Genomic DNA, 15,070 nt, shown 5'->3' with positions numbered 1-15,070 from the left:
TGCACCTGCTTTAAATAATTAGCCCCGCTGCCAGAGCGCGTAATGTACCTGGCCGGTCTTTTTCTCTCGATGCAGGCGCCAGTTACCTGGCAGTTGCAAGGTCGATGGGGCAGCCTCGCTTTCGGTGTAGACCCACGCCTGCTCGCGCAGCCACTGGTTCTGTTCCAGCAGGTTGCAGGTGTCGGCCAGCAGGTCCTGGTGGAACGGCGGGTCGAGGAACACCACGTCGAACTGCTGCTTGGCCGGGCCTTGCAGATAGCGCAGGGCGTCGGTCTGCAGGATTTGCCCGCGCGGGCAGCGCAGGATCTCGAGGTTGTTCTTCAGGTTGGCGATGGCCGCCGGGTTGCTGTCCAGCGCGACGGCGTCCTCGGCCCCCCGGGACAGGGCTTCGAGCACCAGGGCGCCGCTGCCGGTGAAGGCGTCCAGCACGCGGGCGCCCTCGATATAGGGCGCCAGCCAGTTGAACAGGGTTTCGCGCACGCGGTCGGGCGTTGGCCGCAGGCCTTCGCCTTCCGGCACCGCCAGACGGCGGCTGCGCCATTCGCCGGCGATGATGCGCAGGTGGCCCTGGCCCTTGCTTTGGCCCGGTTGCGGGCGGGCGGGAGGGGTGGATCTTGGCATTAGTGCTCCGGTACCCCGAGCGGCTGCTCGGAGGGCTTGTCAGTGGGTGCTGGCAGCGGTTTTTGCGGCACTTTCGGGCCAGCGGTGACGATCACCAGTTTATCGGCTGACAGGTGTTTGTTCATGGCCGTTCTTACCTGCTCGACGGTGAGGGCCTGGGACTGCTGCATGAAGTCCTCCAGCCAGGTCAGCGGCAGGTTGTAGAAGCCAATGGCACCCAGTTGGCCGACGATGCTGGCGTTGCTGGCATTGGACAGCGGGAAGCTGCCGGCCAGTTCGCGCTTGGCATCGTCCAGCTCCTGCTGGGTGGGGCCGGCCTTGAGGTAGTCGGCGAGAATATCCTGCACCAGCTTGAGCGTGCCCTCGCTGAGTTCGGCACGGGTCTGCAGGTTGATCATGAACGGCCCGCGCACCTGCATCGGGCTGAACACCGAGTACACGCCGTAGGTCAGGCCGCGCTTTTCACGCACCTCGCTCATCAGCCGCGTGCCGAACGCACCGCCGCCGAGGATCTGGTTGCCCAGTGACAGGGCCGGCCAGTCCGGGTCCTGGCGGTCGATGCCGAGTTCGGCCAGCATCAGGTGGGTCTGCTTGGACGGGAAGTCGATGTGGGTCAGGCCTGCCTTGGCTTCGCCGGGTTGGGCCGGTGCGGCCAGCGCGGGGCCCTTGGGCAGGCCAGCTGATACCTGGGCGGCGATGGCTTCGGCCTCGGCGCGGCTGAGGTCGCCGACCAGGGCGATGACTGCGTTGCCGCCGGTGTAGGCCTTGGCGTGGAAGGCGCGCAGCTGTGCCAGGGTGATGCCACTGATGCTTTCGGCGGTGCCGTCGCTCGGGTGGGCGTAGGGGTGGTCGCCGTAGAGCTTGGCGAACAGGGCCTTGCCAGCGACCTTGCCGGGGTTCTGCTTTTCATACTCGAAGCCGGCCAGCATCTGGTTCTTGATGCGCTTGAGGGCGTCTTCGGGGAAGGTCGGCTTGCCAGCCACCTCGGCGAACAGCTTGAGCGCCGGTTCGCGCTTGTCCTTGGCGCTGAGGCTGCGCAGCGAGGCCACGGCCATATCGCGGTAGGAGCCGTTGCCAAAGTCGGCGCCCAGGCCCTCGAAGCCTTCGGCGATGGCAGTCACATCCTTGCCGGCTACGCCCTCGTTGAGCATGGCGTTGGTCAGGGCTGCCAGGCCTGGCGTGCCGCCATCCTGGCTGCTGCCAGCGGCGAAGGTGATGCGCAGGTCGAACATCGGCAGTTCGCGGGCCTCGACGAACAGTACCCGGGCACCTTCGGCGGTGTTCCAGTGCTGGATGTTCAACTGGCGCCGGCTGGGCGCCTTGCCATCCAGCTCGGCCAGCGACTGCAAGGTGTTGGCCGGGCGTGCCGCGTTGCTGTCGGCCTTGGCGGCGTTGTCGGCCATGGCCGGGGCGGCCAGCACCGCCGCCAGCGCCAGGGCGCGGATGCCCGTGGCCAGCAGGGTTGGGCGTGGTGCGCGGCGATCACTCATGAGCGGACTCCTCGGGCAATACATGGGCAACGCTCAGGCGTTCGCGGGTGAAGTAGGTGCGCGCGGCGTTCTGGATGTCCTGCGGGGTAACGCGCTTGAGCTCGTCCAGCTCGCTGTCGATCAGCTTCCAGGACAGGCCGACGGTTTCCAGCTGGCCGATGGTAGTGGCCTGGCTGCTGATGGAGTCGCGGTCGTAGACCAGGCCGGCAATGACCTGGGCGCGTACGCGCTCCAGCTCTTCGGCGCTGGGGGGGGTGGTCTTGAGCTCATCCAGCAGCTGCCAGACGCCTTTTTCGACATCGGCGAGGGTTTTCTGCTTCTGCACGTTCGGCGTGGCCGAGATCAGGAACAGGCTGTCGCCGCGGGTGAAGGCGTTGTAGCTGGAAGAAGCACCGGCCACCAGTTCCTGGCCACGTTCCAGGCGTGCCGGCATGCGGGCGCTGTAGCCGCCGTCGAGCAGCGCCGAGATCAGGCGCAGGGCATGCACCGTACGCGGGTCCTTGGCGGTGGACAGGCCAGGTACGTTGAAACCGTAGATCAGGCTCGGCAACTGGGTGCGCACGTGCAGGGTCAGCTGGCGCTGGCCTGGTTCGGCCAGTTCGAGCGGCAACTTGGCCGGCGGCACGGCACGCTTGGGGATGCTGCCGAAGTACTTCTGCGCCAGGCCCTTGACCTCATCGGCGGTGACATCGCCGACCACCACCAGGGTGGCATTGTTGGGGGCGTACCAGGATTCGTACCAGTGGCGCAGTTCCTCGACCTTCATGCGCTCCAGGTCGGCCATCCAGCCGATGGTCGGGGTGTGGTAGCCGCTGGCCGGGTAGGCCATGGCGCGGAACAGCTCGAACGCCTTGGAGTTGGGCTGGTCGTCGGTACGCAGGCGGCGTTCTTCCTTGATCACCTCGATTTCACGGCTGAATTCGTCAGCGGGCAGGCGCAGGCTGGCCAGGCGGTCGGCCTCGAGTTCCAGGGCCACCGGCAGGCGGTCGCGCGCCAGCACCTGGTAATAGGCGGTGTAGTCGTCGCTGGTGAAGGCGTTTTCTTCGGCGCCAATGTCACGCAGGATGCGCGAAGCCTCGCCGGGGCCGACCTTGGCGCTGCCCTTGAACATCATGTGTTCCAGCGCGTGGGACAGGCCGGTCTGGCCCGGGGTTTCGTAGCTGGAGCCAACCTTGTACCAGATCTGCGAGACCACCACCGGGGCGCGGTGGTCCTCGCGCACGACTACTTTCAGGCCGTTGTCGAGGATGAATTCGTGGGTGGGTTGCACATCGGCGGCGAAGGCCGCGAGCGGCAGGCAGAGCGTGCCGAGCAACAGGCCAGCGGCGCGGCGGGCTAGAGCATTCATACGGTGTTTAACCTGTTCGGCGGCCCGCTGGTTTAGCGTCGGCGGGCCAGGAGGTGCTAGGATACTGATCCGGTTGCCTGGCGACCATGCCTGTCGCCGTTCTGGCCCGCAGGACACTAAGACAAAACGTTGCGCATGAACCAGCCGGCTTCAAGATAGTCTGTTCTGCGTAGAGAGAATTCCCGATGCGCCATAGCTGGCCCATCGCTACCCTGAGATAGCCGTCTTCCATGTTTGGTTCCAACGACGACAAAAAAGCACCGGCCGAGGCTGGTGAGAAGAAAGGCCTGTTCAGCTGGTTTCGCAAGAAGCCGCAGCAACCTGTGGCAACGGGCGTGCCCGCGAATGAACCCCCAGCCGTCGAGCAGCCTGCAGCCGCTCCGGTCGAAGGGGCTACCGCCGAAGCGCCACAGGCCCCTGAACCCGTTCAGGCCCCTGCGGCCACACAGCTGACAGAACCGCAGCAGGTCGCCGCACCCGTCCAATCCCCGGTGGTCGAGGCCCCTGTCCCCGAACCGGTTGCTTCCCAACCGTCACAGGCCCCTGAACCCGAGCCGGTCGCGTCCCAGCCGCTGGTGGCACCTGCACCGCAGCCGGTCGCGTCAATGCCCTTGCAGGCGGCCCCGGTCGAGCCAGCCCCTGTCGAGGCGGCCCCGATCGTCGAGCCGGCCGCGCCGGTCAGCAACCTGGTGCTGCCGGTTGCCGAAGAGCCCGTGGCCCTGGTGCCGGATCTGGAGCCGAAAGCGCCGCCCGCCATCCCGGAACGCCCTGCACCAGAGCCTGCTGCCCCTGTGGCTGCAGCCCCGGTCGCCGCGCAGGCCGAGCAGGCCAAGCCCGGCTTCTTCGCCCGCCTCAAGCAGGGCCTGTCGAAGACCAGCGCCAGCATCGGCGAGGGCATGGCCAGCCTGTTCCTGGGCAAGAAAGTCATCGATGACGACCTGCTCGACGAAATCGAAACCCGACTGCTGACCGCCGACGTTGGCGTGGAAGCCACTTCCACCATCGTCCAGAACCTGACCCAGAAGGTTGCCCGCAAGCAGCTGGCCGACGCCGATGCCCTGTACAAGTCGCTGCAGGAAGAACTGGCTGCGCTGCTGCGCCCGGTCGAGCAGCCGCTGGTGGTGCAGGCGCAGAACAAGCCCTATGTGATCCTGGTGGTCGGTGTGAACGGCGCCGGCAAGACCACCACCATCGGCAAACTGGCCAAGAAGCTGCAGCTCGAAGGTAAGAAAGTGATGCTGGCTGCTGGCGACACCTTCCGTGCCGCTGCGGTCGAGCAACTGCAGGTGTGGGGCGAGCGTAACCAGATCCCGGTGATCGCCCAGCACACCGGCGCCGACTCCGCTTCGGTGATCTTCGATGCCGTACAGGCCGCCAAGGCCCGTGGCGTCGACGTGCTGATCGCCGACACCGCTGGCCGCCTGCACACCAAAGACAACCTGATGGAAGAGCTGAAGAAGGTCCGCCGGGTCATCGGCAAGCTCGACGCCGAGGCGCCGCACGAGGTGCTGCTGGTACTCGATGCGGGCACCGGCCAGAACGCCATCAGCCAGGCCAAGTACTTCAACCAGAGCGTCGAACTGACCGGCCTGGCCCTGACCAAGCTGGACGGCACTGCCAAGGGCGGGGTGATCTTCGCCCTGGCCAAGCAGTTCAAGCTGCCGATCCGCTTCATCGGTGTCGGTGAAGGCATCGACGACCTGCGTACCTTCGAAGCCGAGCCGTTCGTCAAGGCTCTGTTCGCCGAGCGAGACTGAACATGATCCGATTCGAACAGGTTGCCAAGCGCTATCCCAATGGTCATGTGGGTTTGCATGAGCTGAGTTTCCGGGCGCGCCGGGGCGAATTCCTGTTCGTCACCGGCCACTCGGGCGCGGGCAAGAGCACCTTGCTGCGCCTGCTGCTGGCCATGGAGCGCCCGACCAGCGGCAAGCTGATGCTGGCCGGGCAGGACCTGGGCCAGATCAGCAATTCACAGATCCCGTTCCTGCGCCGGCAGATCGGCGTGGTGTTCCAGAACCACCAGCTGTTGTTCGACCGCACGGTGTTCAACAACATCGCCTTGCCGCTGCAGATTCTCGGCCTGTCCAAGGCCGAGGTCGCCAAGCGCGTGGACTCGGCGCTGGAGCGAGTGTCGCTGGCCGACAAGGGCGAGCTGTTCCCGGCCGACCTGTCCACCGGGCAGCAGCAACGGGTGGGCATCGCCCGCGCCATCGTTCACCAGCCAGCCCTGCTGCTGGCCGACGAACCCACCGGTAACCTCGACCCGCGCCTGGCCGCGGAGATCATGGGGGTGTTCGAGGACATCAACCGCCTGGGTACCACGGTATTGATCGCCAGCCACGACCTGGCACTGATTGCGCGCATGCGCCACCGCATGCTGACCTTGCAGCGCGGCCGCTTGATCGGCGATGGGGAGGCCGGGCAATGAGCACTACACGTACGCCGAAGGTTTCCGAGCGGGTTGCGCCGAAACCGGCCGACCCGCAACCGGCGAAGAAAAAGCACGACGACGATGACGGCCCGGATTTCCGCACGCTGCTGCATGCCTGGCTGGAAAGCCACCGTGCCAGCATGGCCGACAGCCTGCGCCGGCTGGGCAAGCAGCCGATCGGCAGCTTCTTCACCTGCCTGGTGATGGCGGTGGCGCTGAGCATGCCCATGGGCCTGTCGCTGCTGCTGAAGAACGTCGAGAAGCTTGGCGGCTCGTGGCAGCGCGCCGCGCAGATTTCGCTGTACCTCAAGCTCGATGCCGGCAGCCGCGAAGGTGAGGCGCTGCGCGACGAGATAAAGGGCATGCCTGGCGTGGCCGACGCGCAGTATGTCAGCCGCGAGCAGGCGCTGGAGGAGTTCCAGCAACAGTCCGGCCTGGGCGAAGCCCTGCGTGAGCTGCCTGACAACCCGCTGCCTGGCGTGGTGGTGGTGACCCCTACCGAAGTCGACAAGCCGGCCCTGGAAGCCCTGCGCCAGCGCCTGTCGGAGCTGCCGCGGGTGGAAGTGGCGCAACTTGACCTGGTTTGGGTCGAGCGCCTTGCAGCCATCCTCAAGCTGGGTGACCGCTTTGTCTTTGGCCTGGCCGTGATGCTGATTTCTGCCCTGCTGTTAGTAATCGGTAACACAATTCGTCTACATATTGAAAACCGCCGTACCGAGATCGAAGTGATCAAGCTGGTCGGTGGTACAGACGCCTACGTACGCCGGCCTTTCCTGTACATGGGCGCGCTGTATGGCCTGGGTGCAGGGGTGATTGCATGGGGCATCCTGGCGTTTGGCCTGAACTGGCTAAATGAGGCGGTGGTAGGGCTTTCCGGGCTGTATGGCAGCGACTTCGCCCTGGGCGGGGTGCCGGCGTCCGATGGTCTGTCGCTCTTGATCGGAGCGGTGCTGTTGGGGTATATCGGTGCATGGATCGCAGTGGCCCGCCATTTGAACGAGCTGGCGCCGCGATAGTTTTTACGTGCCAGCATTGACAAATTCTTCACTATGGAACTTGTACCGTCGTTCCAGGTCAATGTTGGCAGCGCCCACAAGGCGCGAGTTCTGTAAGTCGGAGGTTCTTGAATGACCACATCGTTGCAACCTGCCTATGCCCTGGTACCCGGTGCAAACCTGGAAGCCTACGTGCACACGGTCAACAGCATCCCGCTGCTGACTGTCGAGCAGGAGCGTGATCTGGGCGAGCGTCTCTATTATGAGCAGGATGTCGAGGCCGCTCGTCAAATGGTGATGGCCCACCTGCGTTTCGTCGTACATATCGCCCGTAGCTATGCCGGCTACGGGCTGGCCCAGGCCGACCTGATCCAGGAAGGCAACGTCGGCCTGATGAAAGCCGTCAAGCGCTTCAACCCGGAAATGGGCGTGCGCCTGGTGTCGTTCGCCGTGCACTGGATCAAGGCAGAGATCCACGAGTTCATCCTGCGCAACTGGCGCATCGTCAAGGTGGCCACCACCAAGGCCCAGCGCAAACTGTTCTTCAACCTGCGCAGCCAGAAGAAGCGTCTGGCCTGGCTGAACAACGACGAAGTGCACCGCGTGGCGGAAAGCCTGGGCGTGGAGCCGCGTGAAGTGCGCGAGATGGAAAGCCGCCTCAGCGGCCAGGACATGGCGTTCGACCCGGCAGCGGAAGCTGACGACGACAGTGCCTTCCAGTCGCCTGCGCATTACCTGGAAGACCACCGTTACGACCCGGCGGTGCAGCTGGAGGATGCCGACTGGAGCGACAACTCCACCAGCAACCTGCACGAAGCACTGCAAGGGCTGGACGAGCGTAGCCGCGACATTCTCTACCAGCGCTGGTTGGCGGAAGAGAAGGCCACGTTGCATGAGCTGGCGGACAAGTACAGCGTTTCGGCTGAGCGGATTCGCCAGCTGGAGAAGAATGCGATGAACAAGGTCAAGGCGCTGATCGCGGTCTGATCGAGCCCTGGCTGCAAGGAAAAGCCGCTGGCCCGCATAGGGTGAGCGGCTTTTTTTTGGCCGGGGGATTTTGGGGCCGCTTTGCGGCCCTTTCGCGACACAAGGCCGCTCCTACAAGAGACTGCGATCCCCTGTAGGAGCGGCCTTGTGTCGCGATGGGCTGCGCAGCAGCCCCAAAGGCTCAAAGTTTGCGCGAAGTGTCGAGCTGCATCAGGTAGCTGGGCCCACCCAACTGGCTCATCTGCCGGCGAATCCAGCCGGCCCGGCTGGCCACATAGGCGCTCGGTCTGCTGGCACTCCACTTGATCGGGCTCGGCAGCACCGCCGCCAGCTGCGCCGCCTGCTGGCGGCTAAGCCTGCTCGCATCGACGCCAAAGTGGTAGCGCGCTGCCGCCTGGGCGCCAAACACACCTTTGCCCCATTCGGCACTGTTCAGGTAGACCTCGAGAATCCGCTCCTTCGACCAGAACAGCTCGATCAACGCGGTGAACCAGGCCTCCAGCCCTTTGCGGAACCAGCTGCGCCCGGACCACAGGAACAGGTTCTTGGCCACCTGCTGGGTCAGGGTGCTGGCACCGCGAATGCTGCCGCCGCGCTCGTTGTAGGCCAGCGCCGCCTGGATAGCCGGGATGTCGAAACCCCAGTGGTTGGCGAACTTCTGGTCCTCGCCAGCAATGACCGCGACCTTGAGGTCATCGGAGATGTTCTCCCACGGCTCCCAGTCGCGCTGCAGGTCGATCGGCTCGCCATTCACCCAGGACTGCACCTTGCGCTCGACCATCAGCGCCGTGCCGGGTGGTGGCACCCAGCGGAACACCAGCACCAGCACGATGCTGCCGGCAGCGAACCAGAGCAGGGCGCGGGAGAGGCGGCGGAGAAGGGTTGGCAGCATGACGATGGCTTGGCCGTACGGGTGGAAGGGGCCATTATACAGACCCGATCCAAGGAGTCGTCCCATGCTTCGCAGCTTCCTGATGCTTGCCGCCTTTTTCGGCTTCACCGGTGTGGCCCTGGGCGCTTTCGCCGCCCACGGCCTGAAAAGCCGGCTGACGGCCGACTACCTGGCGATCTTCCAGACTGGTGTGACCTACCAGTTGGTGCATGCCCTGGCGATCTTCGCTGTCGCCGTGCTCTCGGTGCACCTGCCAGGGCGCCTGGTCGGCTGGGCTGGCGGCCTGTTTGCCGTGGGGATAGTGCTGTTCTCCGGTAGCCTGTACCTGCTGACCCTCAGCGGCCTGGGCAAGCTCGGCATCATCACCCCGATTGGTGGCCTGTGCTTCCTCGCCGGCTGGCTGTGCCTGGGCCTGGCAGCCTGGCGGCTCGGTTGACCGAGTGGTCCACAATCGCGACTAATGGCGTGCAGCGCCCTTGGGTTGCAGGGCGGTTCAGCGCTAGAATGCGGGCCCCCAAAGAACAATGGTGGCCGTGCGCATGCGCATTCAACTGAACGGTGAACCTTACGAATTGCCCGCTGGCGAAAGCGTCGCGGCCCTGCTGGCCCGCCTGGAGCTGACCGGGCGCCGCGTCGCGGTGGAACTTAACCTGGATATCGTGCCGCGTAGCCAGCACGACAGCACGCTGTTGAACGACGGCGACCAGGTCGAAGTGGTCCACGCCATCGGTGGCGGCTGATTCCGGCCGGCGATTCACCTGCAAGCCCAGCAACCTTTTCCCGAGGAACAACCATGAGCAACGTTCGTAGCGACAAGCCCTTCACCCTGGCCGGGCGTACTTTCCAGTCGCGCCTGCTGGTCGGTACCGGCAAGTACCGTGACATGGAAGAAACCCGCCTGGCCATCGAAGCCTCGGGTGCCGAGATCGTCACCGTTGCCGTGCGCCGCACCAACATTGGCCAGAACCCGGGCGAGCCGAACCTGCTCGATGTGCTGCCACCGGACCGCTACACCATCCTGCCGAACACCGCTGGCTGCTACGACGCGGTCGAAGCCGTGCGCACCTGCCGCCTGGCCCGCGAACTGCTGGATGGCCACAACCTGGTCAAGCTGGAAGTACTGGCTGACCAGAAAACCCTGTTCCCCAATGTGATCGAAACCCTCAAGGCCGCCGAAGTGTTGGTCAAGGATGGTTTCGACGTGATGGTCTACACCAGCGACGATCCGATCATTGCCCGCCAGCTGGCCGAAGCCGGCTGCATCGCGGTCATGCCGCTGGCTGGCCTGATCGGTACCGGCCTGGGTATCTGCAACCCCTACAACCTGCAGATCATCCTGGAAGAGTCCAAGGTGCCGGTGCTGGTCGATGCTGGCGTGGGTACCGCGTCCGACGCCACCATCGCCATGGAAATGGGCTGTGAAGCGGTGCTGATGAATTCGGCCATCGCCCACGCCCAGCAGCCGGTACTGATGGCCGAGGCCATGAAGCACGCCATCGTCGCCGGTCGCATGGCCTACCTGGCCGGCCGTATGCCGAAGAAACTCTATGCCAGCGCCTCTTCGCCGCTGGATGGTCTGATCAAGTAAGAGCCCCTGATGACTGAATCGCACGATACGCCGATCACCCCCGACGGCGAAGCCCGCCCGCACCGCCGCATCAAGAGTTTCGTGATGCGCGCCGGGCGCATGACCGAAGGCCAGCAACGTGGCCTGGAGCAGGGCGGCCCGCTGTACATCCTGCCGCTGGCCGACAGCCCGGTGGACTACGACCAGGTGTTCGGCCGCTCGGCGCCGCGCACCCTGGAGATCGGCTTCGGCATGGGCCATTCCCTGCTGGAAATGGCTGCTGCCGCGCCTGAACAGGACTTCATCGGTGTGGAAGTACACCGCCCGGGTGTTGGCGCGCTGCTCAACGGCGTGCTGACCCAGGGCCTGAAGAACCTGCGGGTATATGACTGCGATGCCATCGAAGTGCTGAACCGCTGCGTGGCGGACAACAGCCTCGACCGCCTGATGCTGTTCTTCCCCGACCCATGGCACAAGGCGCGCCACCACAAGCGCCGCATCGTCCAGCTGGAGTTCGCCGAGCTGGTACGACGCAAGCTCAAGCCCGGTGGCGTGTTCCACATGGCCACCGACTGGGAACCGTATGCCGAGTACATGCTGGAAGTGATGAGCGCTGCCCCGGGCTATCGCAACCGTGCGGCTGACGGTACCTACGTGCCGCGCCCGGAAGAGCGCCCGATCACCAAGTTCGAGCGCCGCGGCGAGCGGCTGGGGCATGGGGTTTGGGATTTGAAGTTCGAGAAGGTGGATTGACCGGCTGATACGGCCTTTCGATATGCCGATGCCTGCAGAAATGCAGGCGAAAAAAAACCGCCTTGAGAAGGGCGGTTTTTTTATGTGAGCGACAGGACTGAGTATCCTTCGCTCTGAGGTTTCACAGAAAACCCTCACACAGTTAGTTGATCATAGGCAGCGTAGCGGGGGAACGTCAATGCTCAGAAATATCCGGCATCACGTGTGTCGGAGCGGTTAACAGTCTTGGGTGAGCATTCCAAGTATCATCGCGCTGCTCCTGTGTGGATGAAATCAGTGATGGGCCGGGTAGGAGAAGAATTCTGCTTTCCGGCCCCTTCGACACGGCCTGAGAACCGTGCCGGTGCACCTCTTCGAAGGGCCATTGACCTGGCCACTTCACAGAAGACTCTCACACAGTTTTCGAAGGCATCGAAGTACCGGTTAGATGCTGGAAGATTGGCCCGCCAACACGGAGGCCAAGGCATATGAAGCGTTTGCTTGATGCGCTGAGCCGCGTTTGGACGTTCATCCGGATCTTGACTGTGCTCAAGACCGTTCGGGACTTCATGCGCGATCACTTTGATGATGCCCAGTAAGGGCTAGTCAGGTGGTAGGGCTGCCCTGGTTCACCGGGGCAGCTTTTACAACCCATCTCTGTACTCGCCAGATTACGCGGTCATTGTAGGAGCGGCCTTGTGTCGCGATGGGCCGCGTAGCGGCCCCAGGATGTCAGCGGTGAGGCAGCAATTGCTGGGGCCGCTTTGCGGCCTATCGCGACACAAGGCCGCTCCTGCAAGGTTCAGTGCAAGGCCGTGGCTCAGCCCCGTCGATCCGCCACCACCCCGATCAGCACCAGTACCACCAGCAACACCGGCGCCAGCGCGTAGTTGTTGAACTGGCTCAGCCCTTTCACCACCCAAGGCGTGGCATAGATCAGCGCCGCACCGCTGCCGATCATCACCAGCAAAGCCATGAACGGTACGCGCAGGGCACCCGCCAGGCCGCCCAGGCGCTGTTCCACCCAGCCCTTGATATCGGTGCCGAACAGCACCAGCAGGCAGCCTACCAAGGCCAGTGAAATCTCCGACAGATTGCTGCGGCTCCAGCGAGAAACCGTCGCGAGCAGATCAAGTACCAGATCCATGGGTCATCCTTAGGTCAAGAAATACTGCAGCAGGTCATTGAGGAACAACTGGCCCCTCGGCGTGGCCACCAGTCGATCCGGTTCGACCTGCAAAAGGCCCTTTTGTTCGGCCGCGCGGCGTGCCTCGCGCAGGTGTGCCAGCGGCAAACCGGTGCGCTGGGTGAACAGTTCGGCTTCCACCCCATCGGTCAGGCGCAGGGCGTTCATCAGGAACTCGAACGGCAGCTCGTCGACTGGCAGCAGCTTTTCGCCGGCCTTGAACGGCTTGGCCAGGTTCAGGTAGTCCTTGGGCAGGCGGGTTTTCCAGGTGCGCAGGATGCGCCCGTCGGCGAAGGTCAGCTTGCCGTGGGCACCAGCGCCGATGCCGATGAAGTCGCCAAAGCGCCAGTAGTTGAGGTTGTGCCGGGCAGCGCGCCCCGCCTGGGCATAGGCCGAGACCTCGTACTGGCGGAAGCCGTGTTCGGCCATCAGTGCCTGGCCGGCCTCCTGGATATCCCAGAGGATGTCGTCCTCGGGCAGCTCGGGCGGCTGGTTCCAGAACACCGTGTTCGGCTCCACGGTCAGCTGGTACCACGACAGGTGCGTCGGCCCCAGGTCGATGGCCTGGCGCAGGTCGCCCAGCGCGTCGTCGAGCGACTGGTCGGGCAGGCCGTGCATCAGGTCCATGTTGAAGTTGTCGAAGCCGGCGGCGCGCGCCATGCCGGCGGCGCGGACCGCTTCATCGCCATTGTGGATACGCCCCAGCGCCTGCAGTTTGGCTGGCTGGAAGCTCTGCACACCGATGGACAGACGATTGATACCGGTTTGCCGGTAGGCCTTGAACTTGTCCTGCTCGAACGTGCCCGGGTTGGCCTCCAGGGTGATTTCGATGTCCGGCGCAAACGGGATGCGTTGCTCTACGCCACGCAGCAGTCGGCCAAGGGCGTCGGCACTGAACAGGCTAGGGGTACCGCCGCCGAAGAAGATCGAGCTGATCGGCCGGCCTTGCACGGCGGCCAGTTCCTGGTCGAGGTCGGTCAGCAGGGCGGCGACGTAGGCATCTTCCGGCAGTTCAGGCCCGGCAGCGTGGGAGTTGAAGTCGCAGTAAGGGCATTTGCGTACGCACCACGGGATGTGGATGTACAGCGCCAGCGGCGGCAGGCTGGTGAAGCCCGCCGCGCCGGGGGTGGACAGCGTTTCGATCATGCCAGGCCCAGACGTTGGCGCAGCAGGGCCATGGCGCGGGCGCGGTGGCTGAGCTGGTTCTTGTCCACAGGGGCCAGGTCGGCGCTGGAGCAGCTGCGCTCCGGTACCCAGAACAGCGGGTCGTAGCCAAAGCCGTGCTCGCCACTGGCCTCGAACATGATGCGCCCGTGCCACAGGCCTTCGCACAGAATCGGCAGCGGGTCGTCGGCATGGCGCACCAGTGCCAGGACGCAGACGAACTGTGCGCCGCGCTCGGCTTCAGGCACGTCTTTCAGTGCTTCGAGCAGCTTGGCGTTGTTCGCCGCGTCACCCTTGCCGTCGGCATAGCGCGCCGAGTAGATGCCCGGCGCGCCGCCGAGGAAATCCACCGCCAGGCCCGAATCGTCGGCCAGGGCCGGCAGGCCGGAAATGCGTGCGGCATTGCGCGCCTTGAGGATGGCGTTCTCGACGAACGACAGGCCGGTTTCTTCCGGCTCGACCTGGCTGAACTCGCCGATCGAGCGCAGTTGCACGGACGCGCCGAGCATGGCCTGGAGTTCCTTGAGTTTGCCGGCGTTGTGGCTGGCCAATACGAGTTGCTGGAAATTCATCATTCGCCTGGGAAAACGTCCTGATTGAAGCTGAGGGAGTTGCTGATGCCGCCGGTTTCGATATTCAGGTCGAAGGTGACGGTTTCTGGCTGGTCGATCTTGAACTGGGCAATGTAGTACACCGCGCCCTGTTCGGTGATCTGCTTGAACGACAGCGGGCTGCTGCGCCCGGTCAGGTCCTTGACCGTGCCGCTGACCACAGCCGTGGCGGGCTTGTTGGCCTTGAGCACGGCGATGTTGAGTACGCCCTGGTTCTTGCTGCGTACCAGGCCGGTGGCTGCGGCCACCTCCGGTGTCAGCATGCTCGAGGTGAACGCGCTGTAGTGCACCGTCACGTCGCCAAACACTTCCTTGCGCTCGGGACGGGCAGCATCGGCAGCCAGTACCGGCAGGGCCAGGCACAGGCTGATCAGGAACAGGGCTAGGCGACGCATGGGGTGGTTCCTCCGGTGGGCGTCAGACCGCGAGCTGATGTTCTTGCAGGCCCGGGCTGCTGACGCGGTAGATGCCGATCTCACCTAGAAGATTAGGCCAAAGCCGGCCACCCCACCCGTTGCGGTGCAAGTGGTCGACCGCCAGGCGGTCTAGCACCTTGGCGCGGCGCTCGTGGCACAGCTCTTCGAAGTCGGCGAAGGTGCAGAAGTGGATGTTTGGCGTGTTGTACCAGGTGTACGGCATGAAGTCCGAAACCGGCATGCGGCCTTTGGTCGCCAGGTACCAGCGGCAACGCCAGTGGCCGAAGTTGGGGAAGGTGATGATGCACTGGCGGCCCACGCGCAGCATCTCGTCGAGGATGCGGTCGGGGTACTCCACGGCCTGCAGGGCCTGGGTCATGATCACCACGTCGAAACTGTTGCTGGCGAAGTTGCCCAGGCCCTTGTCCAGGTCCTGCTCGATGACGTTGACGCCCTTGGCCACGCAGGCGGCGATGTTGTCGGCGTCGATCTCCAGGCCATAGCCGGTGACCTGCTTGCGGTCGCGCAGCGAGGCCAGCAGTTCGCCGCTGCCGCAGCCCAGGTCGAGTACCCGGCTACCGGCGGGGATCCAGTCGTGGATGATTTCCAGATCGGCTCTCATGCTGT

Annotated in this window: 17 protein-coding genes; 8 read left to right on the top strand and 9 right to left on the bottom strand. The window is 64.5% G+C overall.

The genetic code is table 11. From position 1 onward, the window contains the following. Nucleotides 1–18: 18 nt before the first annotated feature. From rsmD to C163_RS24540, 3 genes are read right to left on the bottom strand one after another with little or no spacing between them, the layout of a single operon-like run. Nucleotides 19–621 carry a 16S rRNA (guanine(966)-N(2))-methyltransferase RsmD gene (rsmD, locus tag C163_RS24550; RefSeq protein WP_025340976.1) on the bottom strand — a complete coding sequence of 201 codons (603 nt, stop codon included), beginning with the start codon at nt 619–621 and terminating at the stop codon, nt 19–21. Further along, the gene (locus C163_RS24545) at nt 621–2,111 is read right to left on the bottom strand and encodes a pitrilysin family protein (RefSeq protein ID WP_025340975.1); all 1,491 of its coding nucleotides are present in this window, start codon (nt 2,109–2,111) and stop codon (nt 621–623) included. The genes rsmD and C163_RS24545 overlap by 1 nt, the downstream gene beginning before the upstream one ends. Further along, the gene (locus C163_RS24540; protein WP_025340974.1) at nt 2,104–3,459 is read right to left on the bottom strand and encodes a pitrilysin family protein; all 1,356 of its coding nucleotides are present in this window, start codon (nt 3,457–3,459) and stop codon (nt 2,104–2,106) included. Before C163_RS24540 ends, C163_RS24545 begins: the two co-directional genes overlap by 8 nt. A gap of 230 nt (nt 3,460–3,689) precedes the next feature. Here C163_RS24540 and ftsY point away from each other — a divergent pair, with 230 nt between their 5' ends. The 4 genes from ftsY to rpoH all read left to right on the top strand — a co-directional run bounded on the left by ftsY (nt 3,690) and on the right by rpoH (nt 7,875). Further along, the gene (gene ftsY / locus C163_RS24535; protein WP_025340973.1) at nt 3,690–5,216 is read left to right on the top strand and encodes a signal recognition particle-docking protein FtsY; all 1,527 of its coding nucleotides are present in this window, start codon (nt 3,690–3,692) and stop codon (nt 5,214–5,216) included. A gap of 2 nt (nt 5,217–5,218) precedes the next feature. Next, the gene (ftsE, locus tag C163_RS24530) at nt 5,219–5,890 is read left to right on the top strand and encodes a cell division ATP-binding protein FtsE (RefSeq protein WP_013974630.1); all 672 of its coding nucleotides are present in this window, start codon (nt 5,219–5,221) and stop codon (nt 5,888–5,890) included. Beyond that, a complete protein-coding gene (gene ftsX, locus C163_RS24525; protein ID WP_013974629.1) occupies nt 5,887–6,909 on the top strand; it encodes a permease-like cell division protein FtsX in 1,023 nt (340 codons plus the stop codon). The genes ftsE and ftsX overlap by 4 nt, the downstream gene beginning before the upstream one ends. A 111-nt stretch (nt 6,910–7,020) precedes the next feature. After that, the gene (gene rpoH / locus C163_RS24520) at nt 7,021–7,875 is read left to right on the top strand and encodes an RNA polymerase sigma factor RpoH (protein ID WP_015272155.1); all 855 of its coding nucleotides are present in this window, start codon (nt 7,021–7,023) and stop codon (nt 7,873–7,875) included. Nucleotides 7,876–8,056: 181 nt separating this feature from the next. Here rpoH and mtgA read toward each other — a convergent pair whose 3' ends face one another. Next, nucleotides 8,057–8,767 carry a monofunctional biosynthetic peptidoglycan transglycosylase gene (gene mtgA, locus C163_RS24515; RefSeq protein ID WP_015272154.1) on the bottom strand — a complete coding sequence of 237 codons (711 nt, stop codon included), beginning with the start codon at nt 8,765–8,767 and terminating at the stop codon, nt 8,057–8,059. Between the two features lie 64 nt (nt 8,768–8,831). On the opposite strand from mtgA, the gene C163_RS24510 reads away from it, so the two are divergent. From C163_RS24510 to trmB, 4 genes are all read left to right on the top strand, one after another. After that, nucleotides 8,832–9,203 (top strand): DUF423 domain-containing protein, encoded by a 372-nt coding sequence (locus tag C163_RS24510; RefSeq protein ID WP_015272153.1) that lies wholly within the window; start codon nt 8,832–8,834, stop codon nt 9,201–9,203. 103 nt (nt 9,204–9,306) lie between these two features. Further along, nucleotides 9,307–9,507: a sulfur carrier protein ThiS gene (thiS, locus tag C163_RS24505; RefSeq protein WP_003257817.1), complete on the top strand. Its 201-nt coding sequence runs from the start codon at nt 9,307–9,309 to the stop codon at nt 9,505–9,507. 53 nt (nt 9,508–9,560) lie between these two features. Beyond that, on the top strand, nt 9,561–10,355 hold the full coding sequence (locus C163_RS24500) for a thiazole synthase (protein ID WP_013974625.1): 795 nt from the start codon (nt 9,561–9,563) through the stop codon (nt 10,353–10,355). A 9-nt stretch (nt 10,356–10,364) separates the two neighbouring features. Then, a complete protein-coding gene (gene trmB / locus C163_RS24495; protein ID WP_013974624.1) occupies nt 10,365–11,087 on the top strand; it encodes a tRNA (guanosine(46)-N7)-methyltransferase TrmB in 723 nt (240 codons plus the stop codon). Between the two features lie 799 nt (nt 11,088–11,886). On the opposite strand, the gene C163_RS24490 is transcribed toward trmB, so the two are convergent. Genes C163_RS24490 through metW form a run of 5 tightly spaced genes read right to left on the bottom strand, consistent with a single transcriptional unit; the run spans nt 11,887 to nt 15,065 of the window. Then, nucleotides 11,887–12,213: a DUF3392 domain-containing protein gene (locus C163_RS24490; RefSeq protein ID WP_003257821.1), complete on the bottom strand. Its 327-nt coding sequence runs from the start codon at nt 12,211–12,213 to the stop codon at nt 11,887–11,889. A 9-nt stretch (nt 12,214–12,222) separates the two neighbouring features. Next, entirely contained in the window at nt 12,223–13,398 is a 1,176-nt protein-coding gene (hemW, locus tag C163_RS24485; protein WP_025340972.1) for a radical SAM family heme chaperone HemW, read from the bottom strand. Continuing rightward, nucleotides 13,395–13,991: an RdgB/HAM1 family non-canonical purine NTP pyrophosphatase gene (gene rdgB, locus C163_RS24480; RefSeq protein WP_003257822.1), complete on the bottom strand. Its 597-nt coding sequence runs from the start codon at nt 13,989–13,991 to the stop codon at nt 13,395–13,397. Before rdgB ends, hemW begins: the two co-directional genes overlap by 4 nt. Continuing rightward, nucleotides 13,988–14,422: a DUF4426 domain-containing protein gene (locus C163_RS24475; RefSeq protein WP_025340971.1), complete on the bottom strand. Its 435-nt coding sequence runs from the start codon at nt 14,420–14,422 to the stop codon at nt 13,988–13,990. The genes rdgB and C163_RS24475 overlap by 4 nt, the downstream gene beginning before the upstream one ends. 22 nt (nt 14,423–14,444) lie before the next feature. Next, entirely contained in the window at nt 14,445–15,065 is a 621-nt protein-coding gene (gene metW / locus C163_RS24470; RefSeq protein WP_015272149.1) for a methionine biosynthesis protein MetW, read from the bottom strand. Nucleotides 15,066–15,070: the final 5 nt, after the last annotated feature.

It is taken from the genome of Pseudomonas sp. FGI182 (assembly GCF_000511325.1).
Lineage (GTDB): Bacteria > Pseudomonadota > Gammaproteobacteria > Pseudomonadales > Pseudomonadaceae > Aquipseudomonas > Aquipseudomonas putida_Z.
Note: the sequence above shows the minus strand (reverse complement) of the source record. Positions and strands in the feature narration are given on the sequence as shown.

Excerpts from the sequence above, each read along its gene's own strand:
- rsmD (WP_025340976.1), bottom strand. The coding sequence starts at position 621 with ATGCCAAGATCCACCCCTCCCGCCCGCCCGCAACCGGGCCAAAGCAAG.
- C163_RS24545 (WP_025340975.1), bottom strand. The coding sequence starts at position 2,111 with ATGAGTGATCGCCGCGCACCACGCCCAACCCTGCTGGCCACGGGCATC.
- C163_RS24540 (WP_025340974.1), bottom strand. The coding sequence starts at position 3,459 with ATGAATGCTCTAGCCCGCCGCGCCGCTGGCCTGTTGCTCGGCACGCTC.
- ftsY (WP_025340973.1), top strand. The coding sequence starts at position 3,690 with ATGTTTGGTTCCAACGACGACAAAAAAGCACCGGCCGAGGCTGGTGAG.
- ftsE (WP_013974630.1), top strand. The coding sequence starts at position 5,219 with ATGATCCGATTCGAACAGGTTGCCAAGCGCTATCCCAATGGTCATGTG.
- ftsX (WP_013974629.1), top strand. The coding sequence starts at position 5,887 with ATGAGCACTACACGTACGCCGAAGGTTTCCGAGCGGGTTGCGCCGAAA.
- rpoH (WP_015272155.1), top strand. The coding sequence starts at position 7,021 with ATGACCACATCGTTGCAACCTGCCTATGCCCTGGTACCCGGTGCAAAC.
- mtgA (WP_015272154.1), bottom strand. The coding sequence starts at position 8,767 with ATGCTGCCAACCCTTCTCCGCCGCCTCTCCCGCGCCCTGCTCTGGTTC.
- C163_RS24510 (WP_015272153.1), top strand. The coding sequence starts at position 8,832 with ATGCTTCGCAGCTTCCTGATGCTTGCCGCCTTTTTCGGCTTCACCGGT.
- thiS (WP_003257817.1), top strand. The coding sequence starts at position 9,307 with ATGCGCATTCAACTGAACGGTGAACCTTACGAATTGCCCGCTGGCGAA.
- C163_RS24500 (WP_013974625.1), top strand. The coding sequence starts at position 9,561 with ATGAGCAACGTTCGTAGCGACAAGCCCTTCACCCTGGCCGGGCGTACT.
- trmB (WP_013974624.1), top strand. The coding sequence starts at position 10,365 with ATGACTGAATCGCACGATACGCCGATCACCCCCGACGGCGAAGCCCGC.
- C163_RS24490 (WP_003257821.1), bottom strand. The coding sequence starts at position 12,213 with ATGGATCTGGTACTTGATCTGCTCGCGACGGTTTCTCGCTGGAGCCGC.
- hemW (WP_025340972.1), bottom strand. The coding sequence starts at position 13,398 with ATGATCGAAACGCTGTCCACCCCCGGCGCGGCGGGCTTCACCAGCCTG.
- rdgB (WP_003257822.1), bottom strand. The coding sequence starts at position 13,991 with ATGATGAATTTCCAGCAACTCGTATTGGCCAGCCACAACGCCGGCAAA.
- C163_RS24475 (WP_025340971.1), bottom strand. The coding sequence starts at position 14,422 with ATGCGTCGCCTAGCCCTGTTCCTGATCAGCCTGTGCCTGGCCCTGCCG.
- metW (WP_015272149.1), bottom strand. The coding sequence starts at position 15,065 with ATGAGAGCCGATCTGGAAATCATCCACGACTGGATCCCCGCCGGTAGC.